The organism is Pseudoalteromonas rubra, from assembly GCF_005887115.1.
In the GTDB taxonomy this organism is placed as follows: Bacteria; Pseudomonadota; Gammaproteobacteria; order Enterobacterales; family Alteromonadaceae; genus Pseudoalteromonas; species Pseudoalteromonas rubra_F.
In genome coordinates this window covers 33,748-57,891 of the sequence record NZ_PNCJ01000003.1, presented here as the reverse complement: position 1 = coordinate 57,891, position 24,144 = coordinate 33,748, and the positions used below count along the sequence as shown (strand labels likewise).

Genomic DNA, 24,144 nt, shown 5'->3' with positions numbered 1-24,144 from the left:
ATTTGACTCCCAACTCGTTGATTCGTTGCTTTTCAGCGTTGTGCCCCGTGTCGGTGGATGCGCATTATAGGGAAATCGAAAAACGATGCAACCCCTTTTTTCATTTTTTTGGATCTTTTTGATCATTTATCTTTAAACCCTCAATACTGACGGTAAATCCATCAAGAAGGTGCAATCTTTTCAACAGGTTCTATATTTAATTATTGCGATATTTGATTAAGTCGTTAATATAGCAACCTTTCTTGTTAAATTAATGTGTATTCAACGTTTTTTGGTAGATCCTTATGAATATTCTCGATCGTAAGACACTGTTTACTGTACTTCTCCTGGCAATATTGAGTTATGCGCTTGGCCATTTTGTACTATTAAACAGTCAAATTGATCCCGCCTTATTGTTGGCGCTAGGTATCATCATCGGAGGCGTAGCATCAGCTTTCGCTTCCTCAACAGGAAATACGGGCAGTGACGTCAGCGGAACAGTAGAAACAACCACACTGTATGTCGGTAATTTACCTTACAGAGCAAATGAACAGGTCGTCAGAGATTTGTTTGAAGAAAAAGGACAAGTTTTTTCGGTTCGTTTGCTTAAAGATAAGAATACAGGTAAACGCCGCGGGTTCGGATTTGTTGAAATGCCACAGCCCGATGCACTAAGGGCCATCAACGAGCTCAATGAATCTGAGTTTCAGCAACGCACGTTAAAAGTCAGAGAAGCGAAACAAAAACAAGAATCGCTGACTAATAACGATCAAGACTGATCTTTAATTTTATAACAGCTCGTTGTACACACTAACAGGGGGTAGTACCAGTCAGGTTACTACCCCTTTTTTATTGCCACATTTTTTGCTGCTCCTGAATTTGAGCATGCTGAAATGCACCCTCCAACCAACTCTTCAATTATTCCTGATCAAGATTGATCAGTTTGATTTCAGGCCGCCCAACCAGGCGTGCTTGTTGTGCTGTTGCATACCAGTTCATTGTGCCATGCTTTATTCTTAAACACTCAGCCTGAACTTCATCTTCCTCAACAGCACTATCTTTTGCAAGTAATGTATACACCCGCCTCGCAATCGCTGTACCTGAATCAATCAGAGTTATCGACTCCGGAATAGACTCGCTCAGGGGTTTCTCAATGATGGGGAAGTGCGTGCAGCCTAGTACCAGATGATCTAACTCAGGTGAGAAGTTAAGCTGGTTGATCTCAGCGACAAGCTGTTTACGATCAAGGTTACCGGACCAGTAAAACTGCTCAGCCAGTTCAACCAACTTAGTCGACTGATAAAGATCAACCCGGCATTCATTGGCAAATTGCTGGATCAACTGCTGCGTATAGATATTCCGAGAGGTTGCTGGTGTCGCCAGTAAACCAATGTGCTTTGCGCGACTGGCTGATGCCGCGGGCTTAATCGCAGGGACTACTCCGACAATCGGAATAGAGGTTAATTGGCGAGTTGCTCCCAACGCATAGGTTGAAGCGGTATTGCATGCAATCACGATAATATCGACGGGACGCTGCTCACGGTCAATCCACTTGATGAGCGCAGCCAAACGCTGCTGGATCGTCTGCTGGGACTGCAAGCCATAAGGCAGCAACTGATTATCCATCACATAACTGTAGTCGGCATGAGGCAAAGCGTTACTAATGTGCGTAAGTACACTGGTTCCGCCAATACCAGAATCAAAGACAAGAATATGTGGCACATGCGCTCCTTAATTACAGTTCGCGCGCAGTGTGCCACGGTCAGGGTTTAAAATAAATACTAACGTCAAATCCTAAACTGGGAGAAATTGATCTCCCTTCTATACTTGCTGATCTTGCTTATCAGCCTGACGAGATTCAAGTGCACTAAAGAACCCTTGAGCATAATCAAGAAACTCATTCAGACGCGCCTGACCCTCGTTTATCCAGGCCATGATATCCGGCAACTGAGCTTCTATGCCCAGTCCTTTCGCTTCATCATGGATCCCTTCCAGGCGCTGATCCAGTGGCTGTAGTGCCTTTTCCAGATCTTTCATCGGATTGCTCTGCTGATACTGAGCAATTGCAGCCGACGTTTTGGTCTGGCGCAGATCCATTGTGAAATTGACGATTTGCTCACTGTTAATTCCCAGTTCCTGCACTTTGGCAAACGCATCATCATAGTCACCGGCGAAAAAGGTATCGCTCACATCGCGGATGTCTTTCATCATGTCATTAATCGCGGCCTGCTCATCTTCGTTGAGATCGCCATTCACACTGATGGAAAAATTAAGCTCATGACTGCTTTGCTCACCATACGCAAACCCTTCGCCGTCGCCATTACGTGCATAGCTTGCCGCTTTCGACTGACTCATCGCATCACTGAAAGAAATCACCACTTCGTCGCCTTCAGCTGTGGTGAAGGCATACTCAGCTTGATTAGATAAACTGGCAAACTGTGCAGCACTCACTGATACTTGCTGCGGTTTAGGATCAAACAGCTCTTTTTCAAACTCATCCAACCCTTTAAAAATCCCTTCGCGGGACTTTTCTATGCCTTCCTCAATTTCATCATTAAACAGGCCTGTGCCTTTTAAATCTTCAGACGCTTCATCAATTCCCATCTGCACGCCCTTACGTGCTTGATCAAGCATACTTTTGAGTGTGTCGTCGTCTTCTCCGGCGGCCTTGGCTTTTTTAACTGCCCCCTGGACAAACCCCAGCACATTTTTGACAATTTCTTCAAAATCAAACAGGGGCTTGTCTTTTTCTTCTTTTTTCTCAATGCCCAGTGCTTGAGCGAGTTTATCATCGAGGATCTTTGCCGCTGCCTGAGACTTGTTTCCGTGGTAACTATCCGTATTAATTGACATATTAGGGATAAGCGATTTGGCTTTACCCGCGTTATGCTGCATCGCCGGATTCAACAGCTGATTCAACTGTCCGATTTTCATGTCTGCTCTCCGCTTTACTTGATAGTTGGTTATCGGCCAAAACGCCTTAAGCTTAAGTCTATTGTACAATAAAAGAGCAAAATATTTTGCTCTTTGCTGGACAAATCGAAAGTGCATCCTAAAATAGCGCCTCTTTGCATTAACTATGGTGGTTTTAATATGGCGGTGATCACGATTGACACTTCGACCTACGAGCAACAGTTGACAGAAAAACAACAGCGGATCAGTGCGCAATTTGCCCGCTTCGATGCGCCACAACTGGAAGTGTACGACTCCCCAAAAAGCCACTATCGCCAGCGTTGCGAATTTCGCGTCTGGCATGATGGAGACGATCTGTTCCACATCATGTTCGATCAACAGACCAAAGAAAAGATCCGGGTCGATCAGTTCGATCCTGGCGCCCCTTTGGTCAATGAAATGATGCAGGTCATGATGGATAAGCTGCGCCACAACGACATCCTGCGCCGCAAGTTATTCCAGATCGATTATCTGACAACACTCAGTGGCGAAGTACTGATCAGTCTGCTTTATCACAAGGCGCTGGACGACACCTGGCAAGAGGCCATGCAGGTTTTACGTCAGGAACTACAACAAAATTACAAGGTCGACTTTATCGGTCGTGCCAGAAAGCAAAAAGTGGTGTTTGGCAATGATTTTGTGACAGAGCAGCTCACAGTCAATGGTGAACAGTACACCTACCAGCAGGTTGAAAATAGTTTTACTCAGCCTAATGCGGCAGTAAATGAAAAAATGTTGGCCTGGGCACAGGACCTTTGTACGCCGCTGCAAAATGACTTACTTGAGCTATACTGTGGCAATGGCAACTTCTCTATCGCACTGGCAGGGCAGTTTAACCGAGTATTAGCCACAGAAATCTCTAAGTCATCGGTTCACTCTGCACAATACAATATTGCAGCGAATCAGATTAATAACCTGGATATCATTCGTATGTCGAGTGAGGAATTCACGGCAGCAATGAAAGGCGAAAAGCAGTTTTCCCGCCTCAAAGGCATAGACCTGCAAAGTTATAACTGCCAAACCATTTTAGTCGATCCACCTCGCGCTGGTATGGATGAGCTCACCTGTAAACTGGTCAGCCAATACGACAACATCATTTATATTTCTTGTAACCCGGATACGCTGGAGCGCGATCTGGAATTACTCTGTGACACGCATCAGGTTTCACGCATCGCCATTTTCGATCAGTTCCCCTATACCCACCATGTGGAGTCGGGTGTCTTTCTTACCAGAAAATAAAAGTGAATTTTAGGTATAAAAAAACCCGCGTTCATCGCGGGTTTTTTTATCCCTAAAAGTATTAGGACTTTTTCGCCAGATAGTTGATCAGAGCGGCAATGTCATCAGGTGAAGTCACACCAGATTCACGCGATAGGATCAGCTTGTATTTTCCATTTACAATAAAAGTCGGTACACCCGTCAGTGCGCCTTTGTCTTGCATCTGCTCTTGTAAGCGCTTCATTTTTTTCGCTTTAGTGCGTACAGAGAAGCTCTTATATAATTTATCAAATTTCTCTGCTGATACGCCCTGAGCAACAAACAAATCTTTAATGTCAGCAATTTCGTTAAACTTACCACGCTTGCCATGCAAGTGGGCAAACATCGCCGCAACGATCTTATCCTTTTGCGGTAATACGGACGCCGTAGCCAATGCATTACTCATCATCTGCTGGATTTCAGGATCGCGTACACCAACAAAGTCAACGTGGCTTTTTTTGAATTTCACGTCGCTGTCTAGTTTTGGTTTGAACTCACCAATTAAAGATTCAAAGTTGTTACAGGCCGGACAATAAAACGAGAAGTACTCAGTTACTTCAGGCTTTTTGGTGCCCCGCTCAGCGACAACCTCATAGTGCTTGCCTTCCTGGAAACTGGCGGCGCTTGCCATCAAAGGTAGGAATAGCGCCAATGCTGCGGCGTAAATTGATTTAAACATGGTCTGCTCCCATTATTTTTCTAGTAAGTATTTAACCAGCTCATCCAGCTCAGCCTGACTGCTTAGCTCTCTCAGGTTAATTTTGTATTTGTCATTCACAACGAAAGTCGGTACACCTGTCAATGCGCCCGCCTTACCGAAAGTATCCTGCTTTTCAACCATCGCTTTTTCCGCGCTAATCACTGGCATGCTGGCCATTGCGGCATCAAACTGTTCGCCACTGATACCATTGGCTTCCAACAGCTTTTTGATGTCTTTAAGATCTTTAAGTTGTATCTGCTGTACATGGATGGTGTTGAAAATCTGATCACTGACCTGCTGCGCTTTACCATGGTGTTTTGCAATGATGTAGGCATAGCTCAGATAACTTTGCACTTCAGGTGACAATCCGCCCAAGAAATTCACGTGGCTTTTTTCAAATATTGCACCTGCTGGCAGGTTTTTTTCTAATGCTTTCGCTACCGGCTCGAACTGAAAACAGTGCGGGCAGTAAAAGGAAAAAAATTCAGTGACCTTGGCAGACTCACTCTTTGTCGTTGTTAATGTCTGGTAGTGTTTACCATCCGTGAAATCGGCAGCCATTGCCAGCACAGGCATACACAACGCAATTAGCGCAACCTTAATCGATTTTAACATTACTATTCTCTCTAAATTTTTATGGATAAAGACTGATCGCCGCTTCATCCAGTGCGGCAAGTTGTTCTTTTAATGCCAGGATCTGCTGTTCCCAGTATTTGTCTGTTGCAAACCACGAAAAGTTCCGGGGAAACGCCGGATCGTGCCAACGTTTGGCCAGCCACCCCATGTAATGTACCATACGCATTGCTCTTAGCGGCTCAATTAACGCCAGTTCACACGTATCGAACGAGGCAAACTCTTCGTAGCCGGATAACAGGGTATCAAGCTGCATGACCTGATTTTGTCTGTCACCGCTTAACATCATCCAGAGATCCTGAACAGCGGGACCGTGACGACAATCGTCAAGGTCCACAATCATTAACTGTTCCTGAGACCATAGAATATTGCCAGCATGGCAATCACCATGCAAACGGATCTGCTGGAATGGTGTGAATTTTTCTTCTGCTTTGTTAATCACCTGATCAAGCACCGTACTAAATGCCAACCGCAATGTGTCGGGCAAACACTCAGAGGCAAGAATTTCAGTACGAGGCTGGTGCAAATAGCTGGTCACATCAATCTCAGGACGGTGCACAAACGCACTCTGTTGCGCAACGCTGTGTAGGCGACCAATGTAGCGCCCCAGCATTTCCAGGTGATCCAAATTATCCATTTCGAACTGCCGACCACCGACACTCGGAAACAAACAAAATCGATAGCCCTGATGTTCAAACAAACTGTGTCCGTCAACACGCAGAGGAGCGACAACAGGTACTTCATCCTCCTGCAGGGCCAGTGTAAAATCGTGCTCTTCCTGGATCTGTTCTGACTGCCAACGCTCGGGGCGATAAAACTTGGCAACATAACGGCGGTTATCATCAGCACGAAACTGATAAACCCGATTCTCATAGCTATTGAGTGGTAATAATCCGGATTCGGGATAAATACCGACACTTTCAACAGCGTCGAGGATTAGATCAGGCGTTAAGTTCTGAAAACTGAAATCTGTCATAGTTTTAACCTTTCACAGCCCGGGACCTCAATAGCGGTGGGCCAAGTAACAAAAAAGCGGGCTAACCCGCTTTTGTGATGTATATGAGTTACCCCATTGTACCCTATCTGCGCTAACGACCTTTAAAAAAGTTCGTTGGCTGTGCGATGTACTCTTCGGGCTCATCTTTTACTGTAATGACAAACTCAAACTCCGTCACCGGCAGCGTCAAGTCGTACGGGTCAATCACCACAGATAAAGGCTGGTCTATAGTTGAGCCTGCCGCGATTTGAATTTCCTGTTTTCCAATGATCGTGAAGTCAGACAAACCGCGAACGCTGATCAGGAAAGTCTGAGGCTCCTGCGCCTTGTTGATCATTTTCAGCGTATAGGTATTTTCCACCAGGCCCTCTACATTAACCCGGTAAAGCTGATTTCTGTCTCTGATGATATCCAGATCGAGTGTTTTGCGCATCGCAACATTGGCAACCAGCGCGCCACTGAGCACAATCAGGATCAGCAAATAGCCAATGAGCTTACCCCGCACCGCTTTAGTTTTTTCACTACCACTTTCCAGATTGCGTTCAGTTGTGTAGGAAATTAAGCCTCTGGGGTAATTCATTTTATCCATCACGCCATCGCAGGCATCAATACAGGCGCCACAATTAATACACTCGTATTGCAGGCCGTTACGGATATCGATGCCGGTCGGGCAAACCTGCACACACAACTTACAGTCGATACAATCCCCCAGTCCCAGGGCTTTTGGATCTTCCTTACGACCACGCGGTCCGCGGCTCTCACCGCGCTCGTTGTCATAGCTCACCGTAAAGGTATCTTTGTCGAACATCGCTGACTGGAAACGTGAGTAAGGACAAATATGCAGACACATGATCTCCCGCATCCAGCCGGCATTACCATAAGTACATAAGGTGAAGACCAGCACACTCAACGCTGCATAGCCAGATGCAGAGAACATCAACAGATCAGGTAAGAGTTCACGTATAGGAGTGAAATAGCCCACAAACGATATCGCCGTATACAGGGAAAACAGCATCCAGCTAAGGTGCTTGGCGGATTTGCGCCAGAATTTATCAAAGTCCATCGGCCGCTGATCAAGCTTTTTACGCTGATTGGCGGTACCCTCTAACTTTTCTTCAAACCAGATAAAAATGAAGGTCCAGACCGTTTGCGGGCAGGTATAACCGCACCACACCCGGCCATAAAAGGTGGTTACCAAAAATAAGGCAAAGGCTGCAATCATCAGAATAAAGGCCAGAATGGTTAAATCCTGAGGCCACAAGGTCAGTCCAAAAATATTGAACTTTTGCTCAAAGATATCGAATAGTACCGCCTGCTCGCCGTTGAAATTGATCCAGGGTAACAGCATGAAGGCCAGCATGCCGATAAAGCCAATTTGCTTTCGGAGTTTCTGATGCAACCCAGTGACAGCCCTGACATAAATACGGTTGCGAGGGTTAAACCTGTCTGGTTGTAAATCGTCGGGTTTATGAATTTTGACGTCGACGGGGATATTCTTGACCTTAATTTGTTTGTCCATCTCAGCTCCTTACGCGCCTGGGACAGGTACTTGCTACAGTGACCTCTATTTTATATGTGTAGTATATCAATCTGGATTAGATCTTGCTCATTTTAAAGGGAAAAGCCGACATAAAACAGCAATACTGATAAACTAAGTAATAAAAAATTCCTAGCACTAAACTTGCTTTTATTTCCCTCATTTTATTACACTGGCGACATCTTTTAGCTGTTTAGATCAAAGTAGTTGCAGTTATGAAAAAGTACCTGATTTTAGTCGTGGTGATCCTGGCCCTGTTCACCATAGACCATCCTAGCATCAAAGAGCCACGCGAACAGATGATCCAATATGGTGTAGACCTGCTTGGAGATACCAGCAAAGCCCAGTACAGTATGGCTGCAAAATTGGCTCGTCAGCAGATTAATAAAGAGCTGACTTTGACTGAGTCTGAGCAGTCTTACATCATGTCTGCTTTGTCGACCAATGAGAAAATGAAGGTGTTTCATCTGAAGTTTTGTGAAGGTAACGAGCTGAATATGTATTTCTATGGCCCAAAGCTTCTGACAGTGTGTGAGATTGCCGCTGGCTCATTGAAACAGGCAGGTTTGTAATGGACTTTTCTCAGCTCAACAAAGCCAGGGCTAAATCTTTTAATGAGCAGAAGGCACTACTAAAAAGATTAAGCAAAGGTCAGACTGTGTTATGCACACACTGTAATCAGCCTGTACTGCTCGACCTGACCGGTGCTGAAGGAACGAAAGGCAGTGCCCATTGCGCTAAAGGCTGTACCAATATTGCACTTGATTTGATGTAACTGAGTTACTCGTTGTACAGGCCGCTGGCCAGAGCGACTTGCTCTATCAGTGCGGCATACCCTTGCGCAAAGTCGTTAGCAAGGCTAAGTTGCTCAGCACAAAAGGCAGCCATATCATGCCCCCCTTGCTGACAAAACTGTGCAACTTGCTGCTCTTGCAGACTGAAAAAAGCCAGCTGTTCAGTGGCCATTTGCAACGCCTGGAGTAGCTCTTGTGATATACCTGAGGCACTCACCAGGCGTTCGTAGTAATGCTGGCTGGCCAGTAAAAACCCCTGACTCCACTGCTGCTTGTCAGCCCACAGAGACTGTGCCTGCACAGGCAGAGAAAACTGGCCAGAAAAAACCTGCTCGCTAATATGGTGATGTAATGCTAAAAAAGCGAACACAGTATGCTCTTCTAACGCCTCATCATTCAGACTCACCTCACTCAGCCATTGCTCGGGCTCTATCCCATCAGGACCACAAATAAGCGCAAACAGATAGCCTTCAACGCCACGCAGGCTCAAAGCTCCGGGGCGTTGCTCAAGATACTCGCTGAGCGCAGCCTGATGCTGCGCTTCGTAACTAAAGGTCATCATAGTTTATAAGCTTACCGGGTAACGCCCTTCGCTATCCGGACGCCCTAAGAATTTAACTGCATCGTGTACTTCTTTAGGTAAAGACGCCTCGGGTTTGATGTTGCCCGCAACGCGGAACTGCATATTGGCGGCCAGGGTCGCATCAGCACGCAGTCCAAGGCGATTTTCCGGGTCAACTGTCACCGCGATGTCACCAGACTTACAAGTCAACGTCCCACTCATATCACCGATACTAAACCAGCCCGTGAGACCTTTAATATCAATATTCGGACTGCTGATCTCCCCATTTAGTGCTTCACAGTAAGGCTGCCCTGTACGATACTCATCAATGCTCAGAATCACACGACCTTTGGCATCCACAGGCAGTGGTAGTGTAACCTGTTGCATAGCCTGCTCAACACTAAAGCGTAGTATCGCATCATCCAGCTTAGCCGACTTATCCAACAGTGACATCGAGAAATTACTGTTGCCTGAGATTTCGTCCAGTGTTCTGGGTGAGCCAAAGCGCACTTTACCCTGCACCTGGCCGGTCAGCAGTCCCCAACCATTAAGCTGCCAGGTAACGTCATTGAGCTGAACATTTTCATAGCGCACTTCGCTGATCCGCCCTTCCCATACAGAGCCAGACACGGCGCCAACAGACAAGGCGCGTGGCAGCGATCCTTGTGACAATTGTAAAACGATACTGGCAGGCATAGTGATAGCGACAAACACGCTAAACGCCAGCAAAAAAACCAGTACCAGACTGATGATCTTTTTCATACTTATTTCTCTAATACCAGACGACTAACTCGAACATACCCGGGAGCATCTTCTTTGCCCAAATCCAGGTTAGCCACTTTAACACCATGCTGATTGGTCAGCTCGTCCAGCCAGGCAATCAACTGGTTAAACTCTACATTGTCGATATTCACACGTAGTGAGTTATCGCTGGGTTGCATTTTGCTGATGGCAATTTTATATCTACCACGAGTACGGTTGACCAGCTGAGTCAAGTTAACATTGCCTGCAGAGGCGCGACTTGAGCTCTGACTCTTTAATTGCGTCACACTTTTACTTACCCAGGAGACCAATGCCTGTTGCTTATCGACTTCTTTTTCTGCTTTTTCAACCGCATTGTTCAACGGGCGAATTATACCCATCACCAATACAAATATGCAGAACACAATCCCAGCAACAATTAACAACTTTTGCTCCTGCTCTTTGAGGGACTGCCAATAATTAATCACTTGCTGTTTCATGCTGCACCTCGAATGCGGATCTCGCCGATCACGTAATCGCCATCATTATTAAGTGCGCCTTGCTGCACTGTCATACCACGTTGTTCGAGGATACTTTTTACCTGACCAAACACCTGGAAGCCATTTGCTTTAGCACGGATCCTTAATTCATTACGACGTTGATCATAGCGTAAGGTCTCAGGTTCAAAATCTTTCACCTCGTCAAAAACCGTCACAAAGTGGTTTGTCAACTCAAGAAACCCGCCCTGCTGCTCACCAGATAAACTGTTCAGCTCGTTCTGTATTTGTTTCTTTAACAGGTGCGGACGTACGACCTTATTCGGGAATGCTTGCTTGTAACTCGCAACAGCCTGAGCACTGAGTTCATCGGCCTGATTCTGTAGCAAGAACAGCTGAGTCGATTTGACTGCAATAAAACACACTAATGCGACCGAGGCCGCAATCAAGCCACTGCGCCAGTCACGCCACCATTGAGGCTGCTTCTTCTTCGCGGCAAATTTACCCTGACGTAGATTAAAAGCCTCATGATCCAGCTGCTTGGCAAACAGTGCAAGGGGTAAGTCATACTCACTTTCCATTGCTTCTAATGTCTTTTCAGACTCCAGCGCCTCTCCTGGGCTAAAATGCTGAATACGCTCAGCAGGCAATAAGCTCAAGTAACCTGCCAGCCAGTCCGGTTCGACACCGCTCGCCTGCCATTCAGCCGCGCGGAACAACCACTGCGTGCCCAGTTCAATGGCACTGATGGCATTTTCTGGTGGTACAGGCAGTAATAGCGCATCAGGTATCAAACGCTGAACACTGATATCAAAATCGTCAAATAATGCCATCCAGGCTGCCAACCAGGCCTTGTCACACAAGGCAACATCTATGGTGTGTTGCTCATCACGCTGACCGGCTTTACCAACTGCAATAAAGGCCTTATCAATGTCACAGGCTATTTGCTCTTCCAGCATAAACGGCAGAGCCTGTTCCAGCTTACGATTCCATTTTGCCGGTAAATCAATTGTTTTTAACTGCACGCTAGAGGCAGGAAGCAACACTGCAACCGAGCGGCTTTGTGCTTTTTCGCTTAGCTCACCGAGCAGTCCGGCATGCTCCAGCTCACCGCTGGCAATGATCTGTGCATCTTGCACCGACCAGACCAACCAATGAACAGGCTCTTGTTGTGAGTGACCCACACGGATCATCAATTTTTCTGACACTAAACGCCTCCAAATTTACGCGCTAGGATGCTCGCCCGACCCTCTTTTATTTCGATTATTGAGGTCAGGCGAAACAAACGCTCATCGAACTGAGCCTTTGCTCGTAACTTAAAATAATTGCTTGAGATAGTAAAAATTTTCTCGTTCTTTTGCTTATCTGAAGCACCTTGATTCGCGGCTTCAGCGTAAAACTCCTGAATAGAGTCAAAGCCTTTTTCCGGTCGGGCAGAAATAATCGCTTCCGCGCCAGATTGACTTAACCCTTCCATCAACGCACTCAATAACAACGCTTGCTCAGGCTGTATCGTATTGACGTTAATAGCCAGCTCAGTGTTACCAGGAATCACACACACATAAGGTAATAGCTTTTCCATCACTAGCGGGTTAAACCCTTTGATGATCCTCAGCTCACTGACCGACGCGAACAAATTATTCGCTGTCAGATATGGGGTTCTGAGAGACATATATTCATCTTCTTCTGCGCCTGAGCGGAACGTGATACTGTCATCGTCCAGCCAGTCATACACACTGTCTGCCATCGCCTCTTCGCTTTCTTCACTGGGCAGATCTTCAATGTTCTTCAATAGCTCAAGTAACGCTTTGTGTGCAGGGTTCGTCTCGTTCCGGGAACCTGTATTCTTCGCTTTAACCCTCAATGCATTGAGGTTTAAACATGCCTGCAGATCTGTGATTTGACCGCTCAATGTGCCGTGATCGACCGGATAAGGAACTTCTTCCAGTGCCCAGGGCTGGCCAAGGTGCACTTTATCTGGTTCATCTTTTCGACTGTCCAGTAACACCTTCTTCACTAATTCTTCTGCACCGTAGCTATACCACTTTGCCTGTTGATGCGTTTGCAGGTTGGTCGCTTTTTGTACCTGAACCATCAGACTCATGGTCATTTCCGTCGCAATCGTCGCAGCCAGAGCCACGATGAATAGAACAATGACTAACGCTGCACCACGTTGAGATCTCACGTTAGCCCCTCCTTTGTCCATCATCATTCTGATCGTCGTTATTATTGTTGCCGCGGCGATTATCATCATCGCTGCTGGCCTGTTTAACCTTTCCGTCGCCCGGAGTTAAGAAAATACGCCGGATAGGCTCAGCATCTTTTTGTTGCACTGTGACGGCGACCGCCAAAGGCAGGGCTTTAATATCCCAGTTATTTTGCCACTTTTGCTTTTCGTCAAGGAATTCAAACTTGAGTTCCTCAACATTTTCAAGGATCATCTGGCTACGGGGTTCTGTACCGTCCAGCTGATCAACATAAATTCGGTAAATACGCTCAAGGTTGTCATCTACAACCCGATATCCGACGGCCTGTAGCTCAGAGCGAGGCAGGAGACTGATCGGATTCGTCCAGCCGTCCCGAACAAAGGCAATACCATCGTACTGGCTGTTTAAATTGTAACGACCATGAAGAATGTAAGTTGGGCTGAAATCTCCAGCTTCATTACGCACCTCTCGCTTGGTCATCTGGTTGAAATCCTGATCCATCAGACGAAACATCGTCTGTAATGACTCCAGTTCAGCCACTGTTTCCTCTGATGCCTCTTTCGCTCTGAGTGTGGTATCGAGGATCTGATGTGTAGCCGTCACGACCATAGCAAGAATAGCTAACGCCAGTAAAACTTCTATCAGGGTGAAACCACCTTGCCGAGTAGTGTTCTGCGCCTGCATTACCGCTTCCCTTTTTTGTAGATAAAGGTGGTCAAGTCGTACACCGAATGTTCACGTTTTTCATCAGAAAAGACTTCAATTGTGACTTTGACAAAAGTCGGGTCTGCTGTGGCGAGAGTGGACTGAGACCAATACCAGGTAACTCCCCCCATTTCTTCGTCACCCTTGAGGCCGTTTCTGACAGCCCCTTCTTTGGCGCCTGCGCGCATCATAACGAGGCGATTCTCCGCGACCCAGGATGCATAAGCCTGCTGCTCAAGCGTACCAATGTGATTGATATGCTCACCCGTTGCCTGCATCGCCGCGATACCGGCCACTGCGCAGATACTGAGCGCCACCATCACTTCAAGGAGCGTAAAACCGGCTTGTTTTGTTCTTACAACCAGGCCGTTCATGAGTCTTCCGGTTCCTTACGTAAATTCACCGGCGCCATAAACTCACCTTCAACGAAGTATACCGGCTCACTTTGTTCCTCGAGCTCCAAGCTGAGCTGAAATGCACTCACTTCTCCTGACGAGAGCAGCAATACCTGAGGTATTTTTAATTTCTTAAGTTCCAGCAAACTTTCTTCGTCACCGGAGCCCATCAGCTCGCGCCAGTTGGCCTGCTCCAGCATATTGTCTTGTGCCCAGGCGAGATCTTCAGTGGTAAGTTCAATCTTGTACTCATCCGAATAGTCTATGGCCTGATAAAGCGCTTCCGCATCAAAAGTGGCCCACTTTTCACCATCAAACACCAGAAACTCAAGCTTCTTCTTGTCCAGATGAAAGCCCAGTTCAATTTGGTTGAGAATGGCAAATTCAGAGGCCATGTTAATCACACTGTGCAGTCGCAGCGCTTCGCGCTCCAGTTCTTCTTCCATATCGTCAGATAAAGTGTAAGTGACCAGATTGACTGAAAAGCCAATGATCACCAACACCATCAGGATTTCGATAAGGCTGAATCCGGCCTGACGACCGAACTTCAGCGAGCGAGCTTGTTGCATACTCGGCTGAACATCTGCTGCTGTGCGCATAAGAATTAACGGTCTTCTTCGCTGTCCCAGTTACCCAGATCGTCATCTGTACCTACTTCGCCATCAGGTCCCATAGAGAAGATGTCGATCTTACCCATCTCACCCGGACTAACCAGCTGATAAGGGTTACCCCATGGATCTTCAGGCAATTTTGAAATGAAGCCGCCCTCGGGGAAACGTTTAGGCACAGGGTCAATGGTGGTTTGTGTAACAAGCGCTTCCAGACCTTGCTCTGTAGTAGGATATTTTTTGTTTTTAAGCTTATACATTTTCATTGCGTCTTCAATCTGACGAATGTCCAGCATCGCTTTTTCTTTCGCTGCTTCTTCTTGCTGACCCATGATGTTAGGTGCCACGATTGACATGATCATACCGATGATCACCAGAACCACCATGACTTCTAATAATGAGAAACCGGATTGTTTATTCACGTTATTTACCTCAATGCTGTTGGCGCATGGCAAAAAGCCAAGACGCTGATGTTGTATATGCAATTAATTTGACTACAGACCAATTGCTTTGTTCATCGCCATGATTGGCTGCAGGATAGCCATTACGATAAACAGCACGATAACGGCCATGCTTGCAATCATGGCGGGTTCGAGCAGTTTTAACGAAACGCTGACCATACTTTCGAATTCCCTGTCCTGGTTGTTGGCAGCACGCTCAAGCATTTGCTCCAGTTCACCAGACTTTTCACCACTTGCAATCATATGAAGCATCATGGGCGGAAATAGCTTTGTTTGTGCCAGTGCAGCCCGCAGGCTTGCACCTTCACTCACATGAGTTGCCGCATCTGTGACAGCGGCTTTGATCTTTTCATTTTCCAGTACCTGGCCAGAGATTTTCATACCCTCTAACAATGGCACCGAGCTTGAAGACAAAATACTTAAAGTACGGGCAAAACGGGCCGTGTTAATGCCTCGGCTGATTTTGCCAATGCCGGGAAGCTGCAAAAGCTTAGCATCATACCAAAAACGGACTTTGGGTCTTTTCAGAGCTTGTTTGCTCAAAAATACACTGCCAAATATCACCACCAGTGAAATCATCCAGTACGCCTGAACGAAATTACTGGCAGCCATTACCCACTCAGTAGTCCAGGGCAGTACCTGTTTGGATTTCTCGAAGGTTTTAAGGATTTTCGGTACTACGGTGCCCAACAGAACCGAGACGATGGCAATAGCAAAAATCACCAGAATGGTTGGATATACCATCGCCTGAGTGATCTGGCTGCGCATGTGCTGTCGCTGTTCGGTGTAATCCGCCAGTCGATTCAATACCTGGTCTAAATGACCGGACTTTTCGCCCGCGGCGACCATCGCACGATAAAGATTATCAAAGACATGCGGAAACTCAGACATACCATCGGCCAGCGTGTAACCTTCCACCACCTTGGAACGCACAGCCATCAGCATACGTTTCAGGCGCGGCTTTTCACATTGCTCAGCAACGGCCATTACCGCCGCTTCTACCGGGAGAGAGGACTGTATCAGGGTAGCTAGCTGACGCGTGATAAGGGCGATATCGGATACCGAAGGTTTGTAACCTCGCGTCAGGGTGAAGCCGCCTGAACTGGCCGACTTTTCCTTTTCCGCAGCCGGAGCCACCTCCAGCGGCATCATGGCTTTTTCGCGCAACATCTGGCGAACTTGCTTGGCGGTATCCGCCTCCAGAATGCCTTTTTTCTCTTTTCCTTTGCCGTCTAAAGCACGATACTCAAACGCAGCCATTAGCCTTCCTCACGGGTGACCCGCATCACCTCTTCCAGTGTCGTCTGGCCTTTTAGCACCCGCGCACACCCATCCTGACGAATACTCGGACTGAAAGTACGAATGTACTTTTCTACCGACTGCTCACCTTTGCCGTTGTGGATCAGCTCACGAATGTGCTCATCTACTATCAGTAGTTCATGAATACCGGTTCGACCCTTGTAACCATTGAAGTTACATTCTTCACACCCTACAGCACGATAAATGGTGGTTTGCGAGCCTTTCTCAACACCTAATAGCTCACACTCACGATCATCCGCCAGATGGGCTTCTTTACAGTTAGGGCATAAGGTTCTTACCAGTCGTTGTGACAATACACCTAACAGTGATGATGACAGCAGGAACGGCTCAACCCCCATATCTTCCATCCGGGTAATCGCACCCGAAGCCGTGTTAGTGTGCAGCGTTGACATAACTAAGTGACCGGTCAAAGATGCCTGAACACCGATTTGTGCTGTTTCCAGATCCCGGATCTCACCCACCATCACCACATCGGGATCCTGACGCAAAATAGCGCGCAGACCACGGGCGAAGGTCATATCTACTTTCGGGTTAACCTGGGTCTGACCAATCCCGGGGATCTCATATTCAATAGGATCTTCTACAGTCAAGATGTTGCGATCACGGGAGTTAATCTGCGTCATACCTGCGTACAAAGTGGTACTTTTACCAGAACCCGTTGGGCCGGTAACCAAAATAATACCGTGTGGCTTGGCGATGATCTCAGCAAACAGCTCACGGTTGCGTTCGGTCATACCCAAGTCTTCGAGGTTCAGGCGTGCATTGTTCTTATCCAACAGACGCAATACAACGCGTTCGCCAAAGCTTGATGGCATGGTCGATACCCGCACATCAACCGCACGGCCGGCAATGCGCAGACTGATCCGGCCATCTTGCGGCACCCGTTTTTCGGCGATGTCGAGCTTTGCCATTACTTTGATACGTGATACCAGCAATGAAGACAATTTACGATTCGGCTTGAGGACTTCTTTTAGCACACCATCCACCCTAAAGCGGATCACCAGTTCCTGCTCGAAGGTTTCGATGTGAATATCTGACGCACCTTCTTTGATCGCCTCACTGAGCATGGCATTGATCAATTTAATGATCGGAGCATCATCATCAGCTGCCAGCAGGTCTTCCGTTTGTGGCATTTCTTCAGCCAATGAGAACAGGTCAACTTCGTTTCCGATGTCTTCCATCATTTGCTGTGTTTCAGAGCTATCGCGCTGATAAGAGGCTTCGAGTAGCAATTCAAACTTATCGTCGTCCAACTGCTCCAGAGTAAAGCCAGCCTGGGCAATTCGACGCACTTCGAGTAATGCATCCAGCGACGGCTGACCTTTGTAGTAAACTTTCAATCCGTCTGGCTGCTGACTCAGCAACAGGCTCTGACGTCTGGCATAGGCAAAGGGCAGACGCACATGTGACGCCGCTTCTGGTTCCATTGCCTCATCCAGCGCAAGCGCCGTCTCGTCATGGCCGTCGATCAGTTCCTGTACTGCTTCAGTCATTGTTCTTCTCGTTTTGCTCGTTCAGAAACTCTTCATACGTTGGCGGTAGCACCATCGCATCATCCCACTGCGGCAGAATTGGCGCATCCTGCAACGGCATCAGATCAATACCATCTTCACGCTGCTTAGTCTGCTCACCACGGATAAACTTGTACTTAGCATGGCTCAGTTCGTTCATACTGCGGCTGTCACGAACAATCGTCGGGCGAATAAATACCAACAGGTTACGTTTACGTTTGGTCGTATTAGTTGACTTGAACAAATGTCCCAGGAATGGAATATCACCCAACAGTGGTACTTTAGAAACACTTTCCTGTACGTCTTCGTCAATCAGACCACCCAGGATGACCATGCCGCCGTCATCAGCAATGACAGTCGTATTGATAGCGCGTTTATTCACTGAGATATCAACCGCGGTTGCACCACTGACGCTGGAAACTTCCTGCTCAATGGTCAGCTGAACCGCTGTACCGTCATTAATTTGTGGGGTGACTTTCAGTTTCACCCCCACTTCCTGACGGTCAACTGTCTGGAATGGATTCGAGTTATTCTCACTGGCAGTTGAGCCGGTAATAATAGGCACTTCCTGACCAACAATCATAGAGGCTTCTTCATTGTCCATGGTTGTAATAGAAGGTGTTGCAAGGATATTCGAGTTGGTATCGGTTGATACCGCCTGGATGATTGCGCCCCAGTCGTTTTTCACCACGCCCATTGCCAGACCATTGATGCCGCCCAACAACGACCCTAGCGGCCCTAAATCACCTTCTTGTGTCTCGTCATAGGAAGTTGTATTACCCGACTCCGTACCAATTACGTTCTTAGTAATAGTCTTATCACGAGCCTGCTCGGCAGCCACAGCCAGTGCACCAACCGGCACGGTGGTACCATTATTAAACTGCAACATGCCGCCTTTTTCGGTGATCCACTGCAGACCGAAGTTGATACCATCCCCTTCCTGTACTTCTACCACGATGGCTTCAACAAGAACCTGAGCACGACGCACATCAAGCTTTTCAATGACACTGGCCAGTGAACGCATGGTATCCGGCTGTGCGGTGATCACCAATGAGTTAGAGTCTTCATGGGCTTCGATGCTCGTCTCATTTTGATTGTTGCGAGTACGGGTTTTACTGCCACCCTGCGCTTCTTCCTGCAGGGTTTTACTCACCCCTTGCAGCACTTTAACCAGCTCTTCAGCCTTCGCATAATCAAGATAGAAAACCTGAGTATTGCCCTGATTTTCCAGCTCTTCATCCAGGCGTTTAATTAATTCAATCGCGCGGGTACGCGCTTGCACTTCACCACTGACCACGACGCTGTTAGTACGGTTGTCTGAAACGATCTTAGGGATCAAAAACTGTGGTACTTGATTTTTACCACCATCTTTGTAAATTTTTTCGACCACCTGAACGACATCATCGGCCGTTGCATGCTTCAGGCGTACAATGTCAACACGCTGGTCACCCGCCTGGTCTACCGACTTGATAATACTGACTAACCGGTTTACCGAGGCGGCATGACCTGTCAGCATCATCACGTTGGCAGAGTTAAAGTTGGTGACGTGACCACCATCTTTTTGGTCACTGAACTGACGAATAAGCGGGCCAAGTTCCTGTACGCTGACGTTTTTAACCTCAACAACCCGAGTGATCATCACATCGCCGTTATCAATATCACCGTCACCCACTAAAGGTACATTGGCTTTTTTACCATCTGAGCTGCGTACGACTTTCAACACACCAGTTTCCATCTCTACGACCGCATAGCCGTATACTTCCAGTACATTGAGGAAAAACTGATAGTACAGCGCCTCGTCCATCAGCTCATAGCTGCGGACATTAATATTGCCCCGAACATTCGGGTCGATGATGATGGTCTTGTTGAGGTTTTTACTGATGATATTAATGAATTCGTTAATATCAGTGCCTTTAAAGTTGGCCGCATACTCAACCGCAGAAACAGACAAGGACAATCCAGCCGCAAATAACAGAGCTGCATACTTAGCTAACCCTTTTTTGATTTTTGTGAGGTGTAGCTTTCTACCCATGATTTTTATAACTCCAAAATTATAGTCTTTACAGGCTAAATTGCACATCGACAGTCTGGCCGTCACGTTCAATCGTGATATTGGCATCAGTACTATTTCTCAGCTCATTCATCGCTGACATAGCCTGTTTCATATCCGTGAGTTGGAAGCCATTAATAGCAATGGCGAGATCGTTATTTTTAAGCCCCATCTTCTTAAACAGTTCAGGGTCTTTGCCCGGACGCAAGCGATAACCAACCAGCTGGCCATTACGTCGCTCAGGCGAAATACGAATGTAGTCGAACAATTTGCCCGGCTCGGCCAGCAACTCATCACGGCGCTGTTTTAGCTCTTCACGGGCTTTGTCACTGATCTGTTTTGGCTGGTTGCGGTTAGCAGCACGACGAGATTGTACCGGCGTGGCAACCTGACGACTAAACTCAATACCGTCAAGCATCAGGGTTTCAAACCGGCCACTGACTTCCAGGATGACTCGATCAGGCAGTACCTGAGCCAGTTTGGCACGCGTTCCTTTGATGGGGTCCTGTACCACATAGGTTTCCTGTCGGCCCTGAGATTCAATAATAGCCAGACCCGCGGCATCGTCCTGGCTGACCGCAACGATACCCGTCAGACGCACATTCAATTGTGTTTCAGGCGCATCGGAGATCACTGGCTTAGGCGCTTCAACAGCCGGCTTCTCGTTTGCCTTTCCAAACAGGTTGTGGCCAAGAATAGTTTGACTACTGACCGCGGCAGAATTTTGTGCATACATCTGCGATTGGGTAGGTAGGGGCTGAGTCTGAGGAACTGGCCAAAGCAGCCAAAATAACTTAGCGAAAAGAAACGCGATATACACAACAGCCAAATACACCACCAGGCGGCTAAGCTTCGCATGGGGTAAGTCATGTATTAATTTTTGCAACTGTTGTAGCTGTAATTCCATATGTCATATTCTTATTCTGTTGAGCGCCTCAGTGTACCGCCTCGAATTCGATTCAACAAGCACGCGTATATGAAACTTTAAAGTAAATAGGTACAACTTAGAATACCTAACTGAACACAGTATTAACAGTGCCTGTGGCTGAGATGTAACCACATCAGAGCGTGTCCAGATGCTTTTTTTGCTTCATCAAATGTGTTAAATTTCACCGATTAAATTAGCTTTGGGCATTAGTTAACGAATTGTGACAAAAGTCAATCAAGAAAACAACCTAAGCGAAGTGAAAGTACGCCTGGACAAATGGCTCTGGGCGGCACGCTTTTATAAAACCCGCACCATAGCCCGAGAGATGATCCAAGGTGGCAAGGTACACTACAACGGCCAGCGCTGTAAACCCAGCCGAACGGTTGATGTTGGTGCGGTGATAAAATTGGCACAGGGATTCGATGAGAAGGAGATCACCGTGCTGAAGTTAATGGAAAAGCGCCAGAGTGCGCCTATCGCTCAGACACTCTATGAAGAGTCCGCAGCCAGCCTTGAAAAACGGGCGCAAAACGCTATAGCACGCAAAAACAACAGCTTTTTTGCACCGCGCCCCGAGCATAAACCAGATAAAAAGCAGCGTCGCGAACTGCTCAAACTGAAATCTAGCTAGGATCCGAATTGATGCAACAAGATTTACTTCATCGATATATTTTTGATCAACTCGATGTACGTGGCGAACTCGTACAAATTGAACACACCTTTAATGACATTATCAATGGCCACAACTACCCGAAGGAAGTGCAAGTCCTATTGGGCGAGCTACTACTGGCGTCCAGCCTGCTGACCGCCACATTAAAGTTTGAAGGCGACATCACAGTGCAATTGCAAGGTGATGGGCCGGTAAAATACGCTGCTATCAATGGTGACCACAAGCAAAATATGCGTGGCATTGCCCGAGTGCAAGGTGAGGTAGCAGGGAGCAGTGTTCAGGACCTGATGGGCAAAGGCTATATGGTGATCACCATTACTCCTGATAAGGGCGAGCGCTATCAGGGCGTGGTACCACTGAGTGGCGAGACCCTGGCTGCCTGCCTGGAAGACTATTTTGTTCAGTCTGAACAATTAAAAACTCGCTTATGGTTTGCCACCGATGTCAGTGGCGAACGCGCAAAGGCAGCTGGTCTGTTTTTACAGGTCCTGCCGGTAGACAAAGCCAAGTCGGAAGAAGACTTTGCCCACCTCGAAGCACTCAGCAACACCATTAAAGATGAAGAGTTGCTTATGCTTGATGCGCAAACAGTCCTGACACGCTTATATCACGAAGATAACCCACAATTGTTCGAGCCACAGGAAATTAATTTTGTCTGCGGTTGCAGCCGCGATAAAACCATCAGCGCTTTGGTCAATATTGGCCGGGAAGCTTTGCTTGACGATGTTCAAAAGCAGGGTGAGATCAATATCAGCTGTCATTACTGCCTGAAAAATTACCGATTTGAGGAGCAAGATATTAAGGCAATTTTTAATTAGCCAGGCTACTTTTATCAAATTGGAGACAAGCCGCCATTTTGGCGGCTTTTTTGTCGCTAAAAATTGATACCGGTGTCATTTTAAGGTCATATTTCATGACACCGGTATCATTGAAATTATTCGATTTTTTTGACAAATTTATGGCGTTTTACCCTGTTTCAGGGCTCGAATATCTGAATTTCATCTGTTACTATGATTTCAGCTTTTGGTGAAACTTCTCCAGAGCTATCCCGTTCAATTCTCACATTTAGGTATAAACATGACTTCAAGCGCTACTCGTTTTGTCGATTTAACTGCAGCTGAACTTGTCGAACACGCCATCCGCCGTGGTGAAGGGACTTTGGCCGCAAATGGAGCTTTTGTAGCAAAAACTGGCCGCCGCACAGGGCGTTCACCTAACGACCGTTTTATCGTTAAAGAGCCAAGCACAGAAAATGACATCCAATGGGGTAACGTTAACCGCCCATTCGATGCAGACAAATTCAACGCGCTGTGGGCCCGTGTAGAAGCACACGTGAACAGCAACGACCACTTCGTCTCTCACCTTGAAGTGGGCTCAGATCCTGAACACTATCTACCAGTTGTTGTAACAACAGAAACAGCCTGGCACCATATTTTTGCCAAGAACATGTTTATCGAGCCTGAAAAATACAATGCAGCTGATTTACCCCAATGGCAGGTAATGAATGTACCTTCTTTCGTTTGCGACCCAGAACGCGACGGAACAAACAGTGACGGTACAGTCATCATCAACTTTGCAGAACGCAAAGTGCTTATTGCAGGTATGCATTACGCCGGTGAAATGAAAAAGTCTATGTTCTCTGTACAGAACTTCCTGCTACCAGCGAAGGGCGTACTGCCAATGCACTGTAGTGCAAACGTAGGTGAAGCAGGCGACACTACATTATTCTTCGGTTTGTCTGGCACAGGTAAAACGACTTTGTCGGCAGATCCTAAGCGCTTCCTGATCGGTGATGATGAGCATGGCTGGGCACCTGGCAGTGTTTTCAACATTGAAGGCGGCTGTTATGCAAAATGTATCGACCTGTCTCAAAAGAACGAGCCGGTTATCTGGAACGCAATCAAGTTTGGTACCATCCTTGAAAACGTAGTACTGGATGAACAACGTGTCCCTGATTTTAATGACACTAGCCTGACACAGAATACTCGTGCAGCTTACCCGCTTGAGCACGTTGAAAAGCGTAAAGTAGAGAACCGTGCTGGCGAACCTCGTGCAGTAGTATTCCTGACTTGTGACGTGAGCGGCGTATTACCGCCCGTGTCTATTCTGTCTGAAGAAGCTGCGGCATACCATTTCCTGAGTGGTTATACTGCAAAAGTGGGCTCAACAGAAATTGGGTCAACCTCAGACATCGAGTCGACTTTCTCAACGTGTTTCGGTGCGCCGTTCTTCCCGCGTCCGGCAGGCGTTTACGCAGAGCTTCTGATGAAGCGTGTGCGTGAGTTCAACTCAAAAGTTTATCTGGTTAATACCGGCTGGACTGGTGGTCCTTACGGCATTGGTAAGCGTTTCGATATTCCGACCACACGTGCTGTGATTGATGCTATCGTTAACGACACGCTGGAAGGCGTAGAAACACAACATATTGATGCGCTAAACCTCGACGTACCGGTTGCTGTACCAGGCGTAGACAGCAAACTGCTTAACCCAATCAACACTTGGGAAGACAAAGCAAAATATGCTGAGTATGCGTCTAAGCTGGCTGCTGACTTCGAAGCGAACTTCGCAAAATACGATGTCTCTGAAGCCATCAAATCAGCAGGTCCTCGCGGCTAAGCTGATTTAGAATCAGATTCCTTT

The 24,144-nt window shown here is 47.1% G+C and carries 26 protein-coding genes; 7 read left to right on the top strand and 19 right to left on the bottom strand.

The annotated features are described in order from the left end of the window. Positions 1–284 precede the first annotated feature (284 nt). Positions 285–758 (top strand): RNA recognition motif domain-containing protein, encoded by a 474-nt coding sequence (locus tag CWB98_RS00655; protein ID WP_138543061.1) that lies wholly within the window; start codon positions 285–287, stop codon positions 756–758. Positions 759–897: 139 nt separating this feature from the next. Here CWB98_RS00655 and murI read toward each other — a convergent pair whose 3' ends face one another. Then, entirely contained in the window at positions 898–1,701 is an 804-nt protein-coding gene (gene murI, locus CWB98_RS00650) for a glutamate racemase (protein ID WP_138543060.1), read from the bottom strand. Positions 1,702–1,800: 99 nt separating this feature from the next. Beyond that, complete coding sequence (locus CWB98_RS00645; protein WP_054017559.1) at positions 1,801–2,913, bottom strand: DUF5610 domain-containing protein; 1,113 nt, start codon at positions 2,911–2,913, stop codon at positions 1,801–1,803. A gap of 159 nt (positions 2,914–3,072) precedes the next feature. Here CWB98_RS00645 and trmA point away from each other — a divergent pair, with 159 nt between their 5' ends. Continuing rightward, on the top strand, positions 3,073–4,170 hold the full coding sequence (trmA, locus tag CWB98_RS00640) for a tRNA (uridine(54)-C5)-methyltransferase TrmA (protein WP_138543059.1): 1,098 nt from the start codon (positions 3,073–3,075) through the stop codon (positions 4,168–4,170). Between the two features lie 61 nt (positions 4,171–4,231). On the opposite strand, the gene CWB98_RS00635 is transcribed toward trmA, so the two are convergent. The 4 genes from CWB98_RS00635 to ccoG all read right to left on the bottom strand — a co-directional run bounded on the left by CWB98_RS00635 (position 4,232) and on the right by ccoG (position 8,037). Then, positions 4,232–4,867, bottom strand: a complete 636-nt coding sequence (locus tag CWB98_RS00635) for a thiol:disulfide interchange protein DsbA/DsbL (protein ID WP_138543058.1) — start codon at positions 4,865–4,867, stop codon at positions 4,232–4,234. A 12-nt stretch (positions 4,868–4,879) separates the two neighbouring features. Then, a complete protein-coding gene (locus CWB98_RS00630) occupies positions 4,880–5,503 on the bottom strand; it encodes a thiol:disulfide interchange protein DsbA/DsbL (RefSeq protein WP_138543057.1) in 624 nt (207 codons plus the stop codon). Positions 5,504–5,522: 19 nt separating this feature from the next. After that, positions 5,523–6,497 carry a serine/threonine protein kinase gene (locus tag CWB98_RS00625; protein WP_138543056.1) on the bottom strand — a complete coding sequence of 325 codons (975 nt, stop codon included), beginning with the start codon at positions 6,495–6,497 and terminating at the stop codon, positions 5,523–5,525. Between the two features lie 112 nt (positions 6,498–6,609). Next, positions 6,610–8,037, bottom strand: a complete 1,428-nt coding sequence (ccoG, locus tag CWB98_RS00620; protein WP_138543055.1) for a cytochrome c oxidase accessory protein CcoG — start codon at positions 8,035–8,037, stop codon at positions 6,610–6,612. Between the two features lie 233 nt (positions 8,038–8,270). Here ccoG and CWB98_RS00615 point away from each other — a divergent pair, with 233 nt between their 5' ends. Then, positions 8,271–8,627 carry a hypothetical protein gene (locus CWB98_RS00615; RefSeq protein WP_054017553.1) on the top strand — a complete coding sequence of 119 codons (357 nt, stop codon included), beginning with the start codon at positions 8,271–8,273 and terminating at the stop codon, positions 8,625–8,627. Further along, on the top strand, positions 8,627–8,830 hold the full coding sequence (locus CWB98_RS00610) for a hypothetical protein (protein WP_138543054.1): 204 nt from the start codon (positions 8,627–8,629) through the stop codon (positions 8,828–8,830). Before CWB98_RS00615 ends, CWB98_RS00610 begins: the two co-directional genes overlap by 1 nt. A 5-nt stretch (positions 8,831–8,835) precedes the next feature. On the opposite strand, the gene CWB98_RS00605 is transcribed toward CWB98_RS00610, so the two are convergent. From CWB98_RS00605 to gspC, 13 genes are all read right to left on the bottom strand, one after another. Further along, entirely contained in the window at positions 8,836–9,411 is a 576-nt protein-coding gene (locus CWB98_RS00605; protein WP_138543053.1) for a UPF0149 family protein, read from the bottom strand. 3 nt (positions 9,412–9,414) lie between these two features. Beyond that, positions 9,415–10,173, bottom strand: a complete 759-nt coding sequence (locus CWB98_RS00600) for a type II secretion system protein N (RefSeq protein ID WP_138543052.1) — start codon at positions 10,171–10,173, stop codon at positions 9,415–9,417. Between the two features lie 2 nt (positions 10,174–10,175). After that, a complete protein-coding gene (gene gspM / locus CWB98_RS00595; protein ID WP_138543051.1) occupies positions 10,176–10,652 on the bottom strand; it encodes a type II secretion system protein GspM in 477 nt (158 codons plus the stop codon). Then, positions 10,649–11,857 (bottom strand): type II secretion system protein GspL, encoded by a 1,209-nt coding sequence (gene gspL, locus CWB98_RS00590; protein WP_138543050.1) that lies wholly within the window; start codon positions 11,855–11,857, stop codon positions 10,649–10,651. Before gspL ends, gspM begins: the two co-directional genes overlap by 4 nt. Beyond that, complete coding sequence (gene gspK / locus CWB98_RS00585) at positions 11,857–12,855, bottom strand: type II secretion system minor pseudopilin GspK (RefSeq protein ID WP_138543064.1); 999 nt, start codon at positions 12,853–12,855, stop codon at positions 11,857–11,859. Before gspK ends, gspL begins: the two co-directional genes overlap by 1 nt. Next, positions 12,836–13,540: a type II secretion system minor pseudopilin GspJ gene (gene gspJ, locus CWB98_RS00580; protein WP_138543049.1), complete on the bottom strand. Its 705-nt coding sequence runs from the start codon at positions 13,538–13,540 to the stop codon at positions 12,836–12,838. The genes gspK and gspJ overlap by 20 nt, the downstream gene beginning before the upstream one ends. Continuing rightward, positions 13,540–13,935: a type II secretion system minor pseudopilin GspI gene (gene gspI / locus CWB98_RS00575; protein WP_138543048.1), complete on the bottom strand. Its 396-nt coding sequence runs from the start codon at positions 13,933–13,935 to the stop codon at positions 13,540–13,542. Before gspI ends, gspJ begins: the two co-directional genes overlap by 1 nt. Further along, positions 13,932–14,525: a type II secretion system protein gene (locus CWB98_RS00570; RefSeq protein WP_138543063.1), complete on the bottom strand. Its 594-nt coding sequence runs from the start codon at positions 14,523–14,525 to the stop codon at positions 13,932–13,934. Before CWB98_RS00570 ends, gspI begins: the two co-directional genes overlap by 4 nt. Before the next feature lie 35 nt (positions 14,526–14,560). Next, entirely contained in the window at positions 14,561–14,986 is a 426-nt protein-coding gene (gene gspG / locus CWB98_RS00565; protein WP_054017544.1) for a type II secretion system major pseudopilin GspG, read from the bottom strand. Between the two features lie 72 nt (positions 14,987–15,058). Beyond that, positions 15,059–16,285 carry a type II secretion system inner membrane protein GspF gene (gene gspF / locus CWB98_RS00560; RefSeq protein WP_138543047.1) on the bottom strand — a complete coding sequence of 409 codons (1,227 nt, stop codon included), beginning with the start codon at positions 16,283–16,285 and terminating at the stop codon, positions 15,059–15,061. After that, the gene (gene gspE / locus CWB98_RS00555) at positions 16,285–17,772 is read right to left on the bottom strand and encodes a type II secretion system ATPase GspE (protein WP_128064772.1); all 1,488 of its coding nucleotides are present in this window, start codon (positions 17,770–17,772) and stop codon (positions 16,285–16,287) included. The genes gspF and gspE overlap by 1 nt, the downstream gene beginning before the upstream one ends. A 58-nt stretch (positions 17,773–17,830) precedes the next feature. Then, positions 17,831–19,888 carry a type II secretion system secretin GspD gene (gene gspD / locus CWB98_RS00550; RefSeq protein ID WP_138543046.1) on the bottom strand — a complete coding sequence of 686 codons (2,058 nt, stop codon included), beginning with the start codon at positions 19,886–19,888 and terminating at the stop codon, positions 17,831–17,833. A 28-nt stretch (positions 19,889–19,916) separates the two neighbouring features. Then, a complete protein-coding gene (gene gspC, locus CWB98_RS00545; protein ID WP_138543045.1) occupies positions 19,917–20,813 on the bottom strand; it encodes a type II secretion system protein GspC in 897 nt (298 codons plus the stop codon). A 241-nt stretch (positions 20,814–21,054) separates the two neighbouring features. On the opposite strand from gspC, the gene hslR reads away from it, so the two are divergent. The 3 genes from hslR (at position 21,055) to CWB98_RS00530 (ending at position 24,120) form a co-directional block, all read left to right on the top strand. After that, complete coding sequence (gene hslR / locus CWB98_RS00540; RefSeq protein ID WP_138543044.1) at positions 21,055–21,465, top strand: ribosome-associated heat shock protein Hsp15; 411 nt, start codon at positions 21,055–21,057, stop codon at positions 21,463–21,465. Between the two features lie 11 nt (positions 21,466–21,476). Further along, the gene (gene hslO / locus CWB98_RS00535; protein ID WP_138543043.1) at positions 21,477–22,322 is read left to right on the top strand and encodes an Hsp33 family molecular chaperone HslO; all 846 of its coding nucleotides are present in this window, start codon (positions 21,477–21,479) and stop codon (positions 22,320–22,322) included. A gap of 259 nt (positions 22,323–22,581) precedes the next feature. Then, positions 22,582–24,120: a phosphoenolpyruvate carboxykinase gene (locus CWB98_RS00530; RefSeq protein ID WP_138543042.1), complete on the top strand. Its 1,539-nt coding sequence runs from the start codon at positions 22,582–22,584 to the stop codon at positions 24,118–24,120. Positions 24,121–24,144 lie beyond the last annotated feature (24 nt).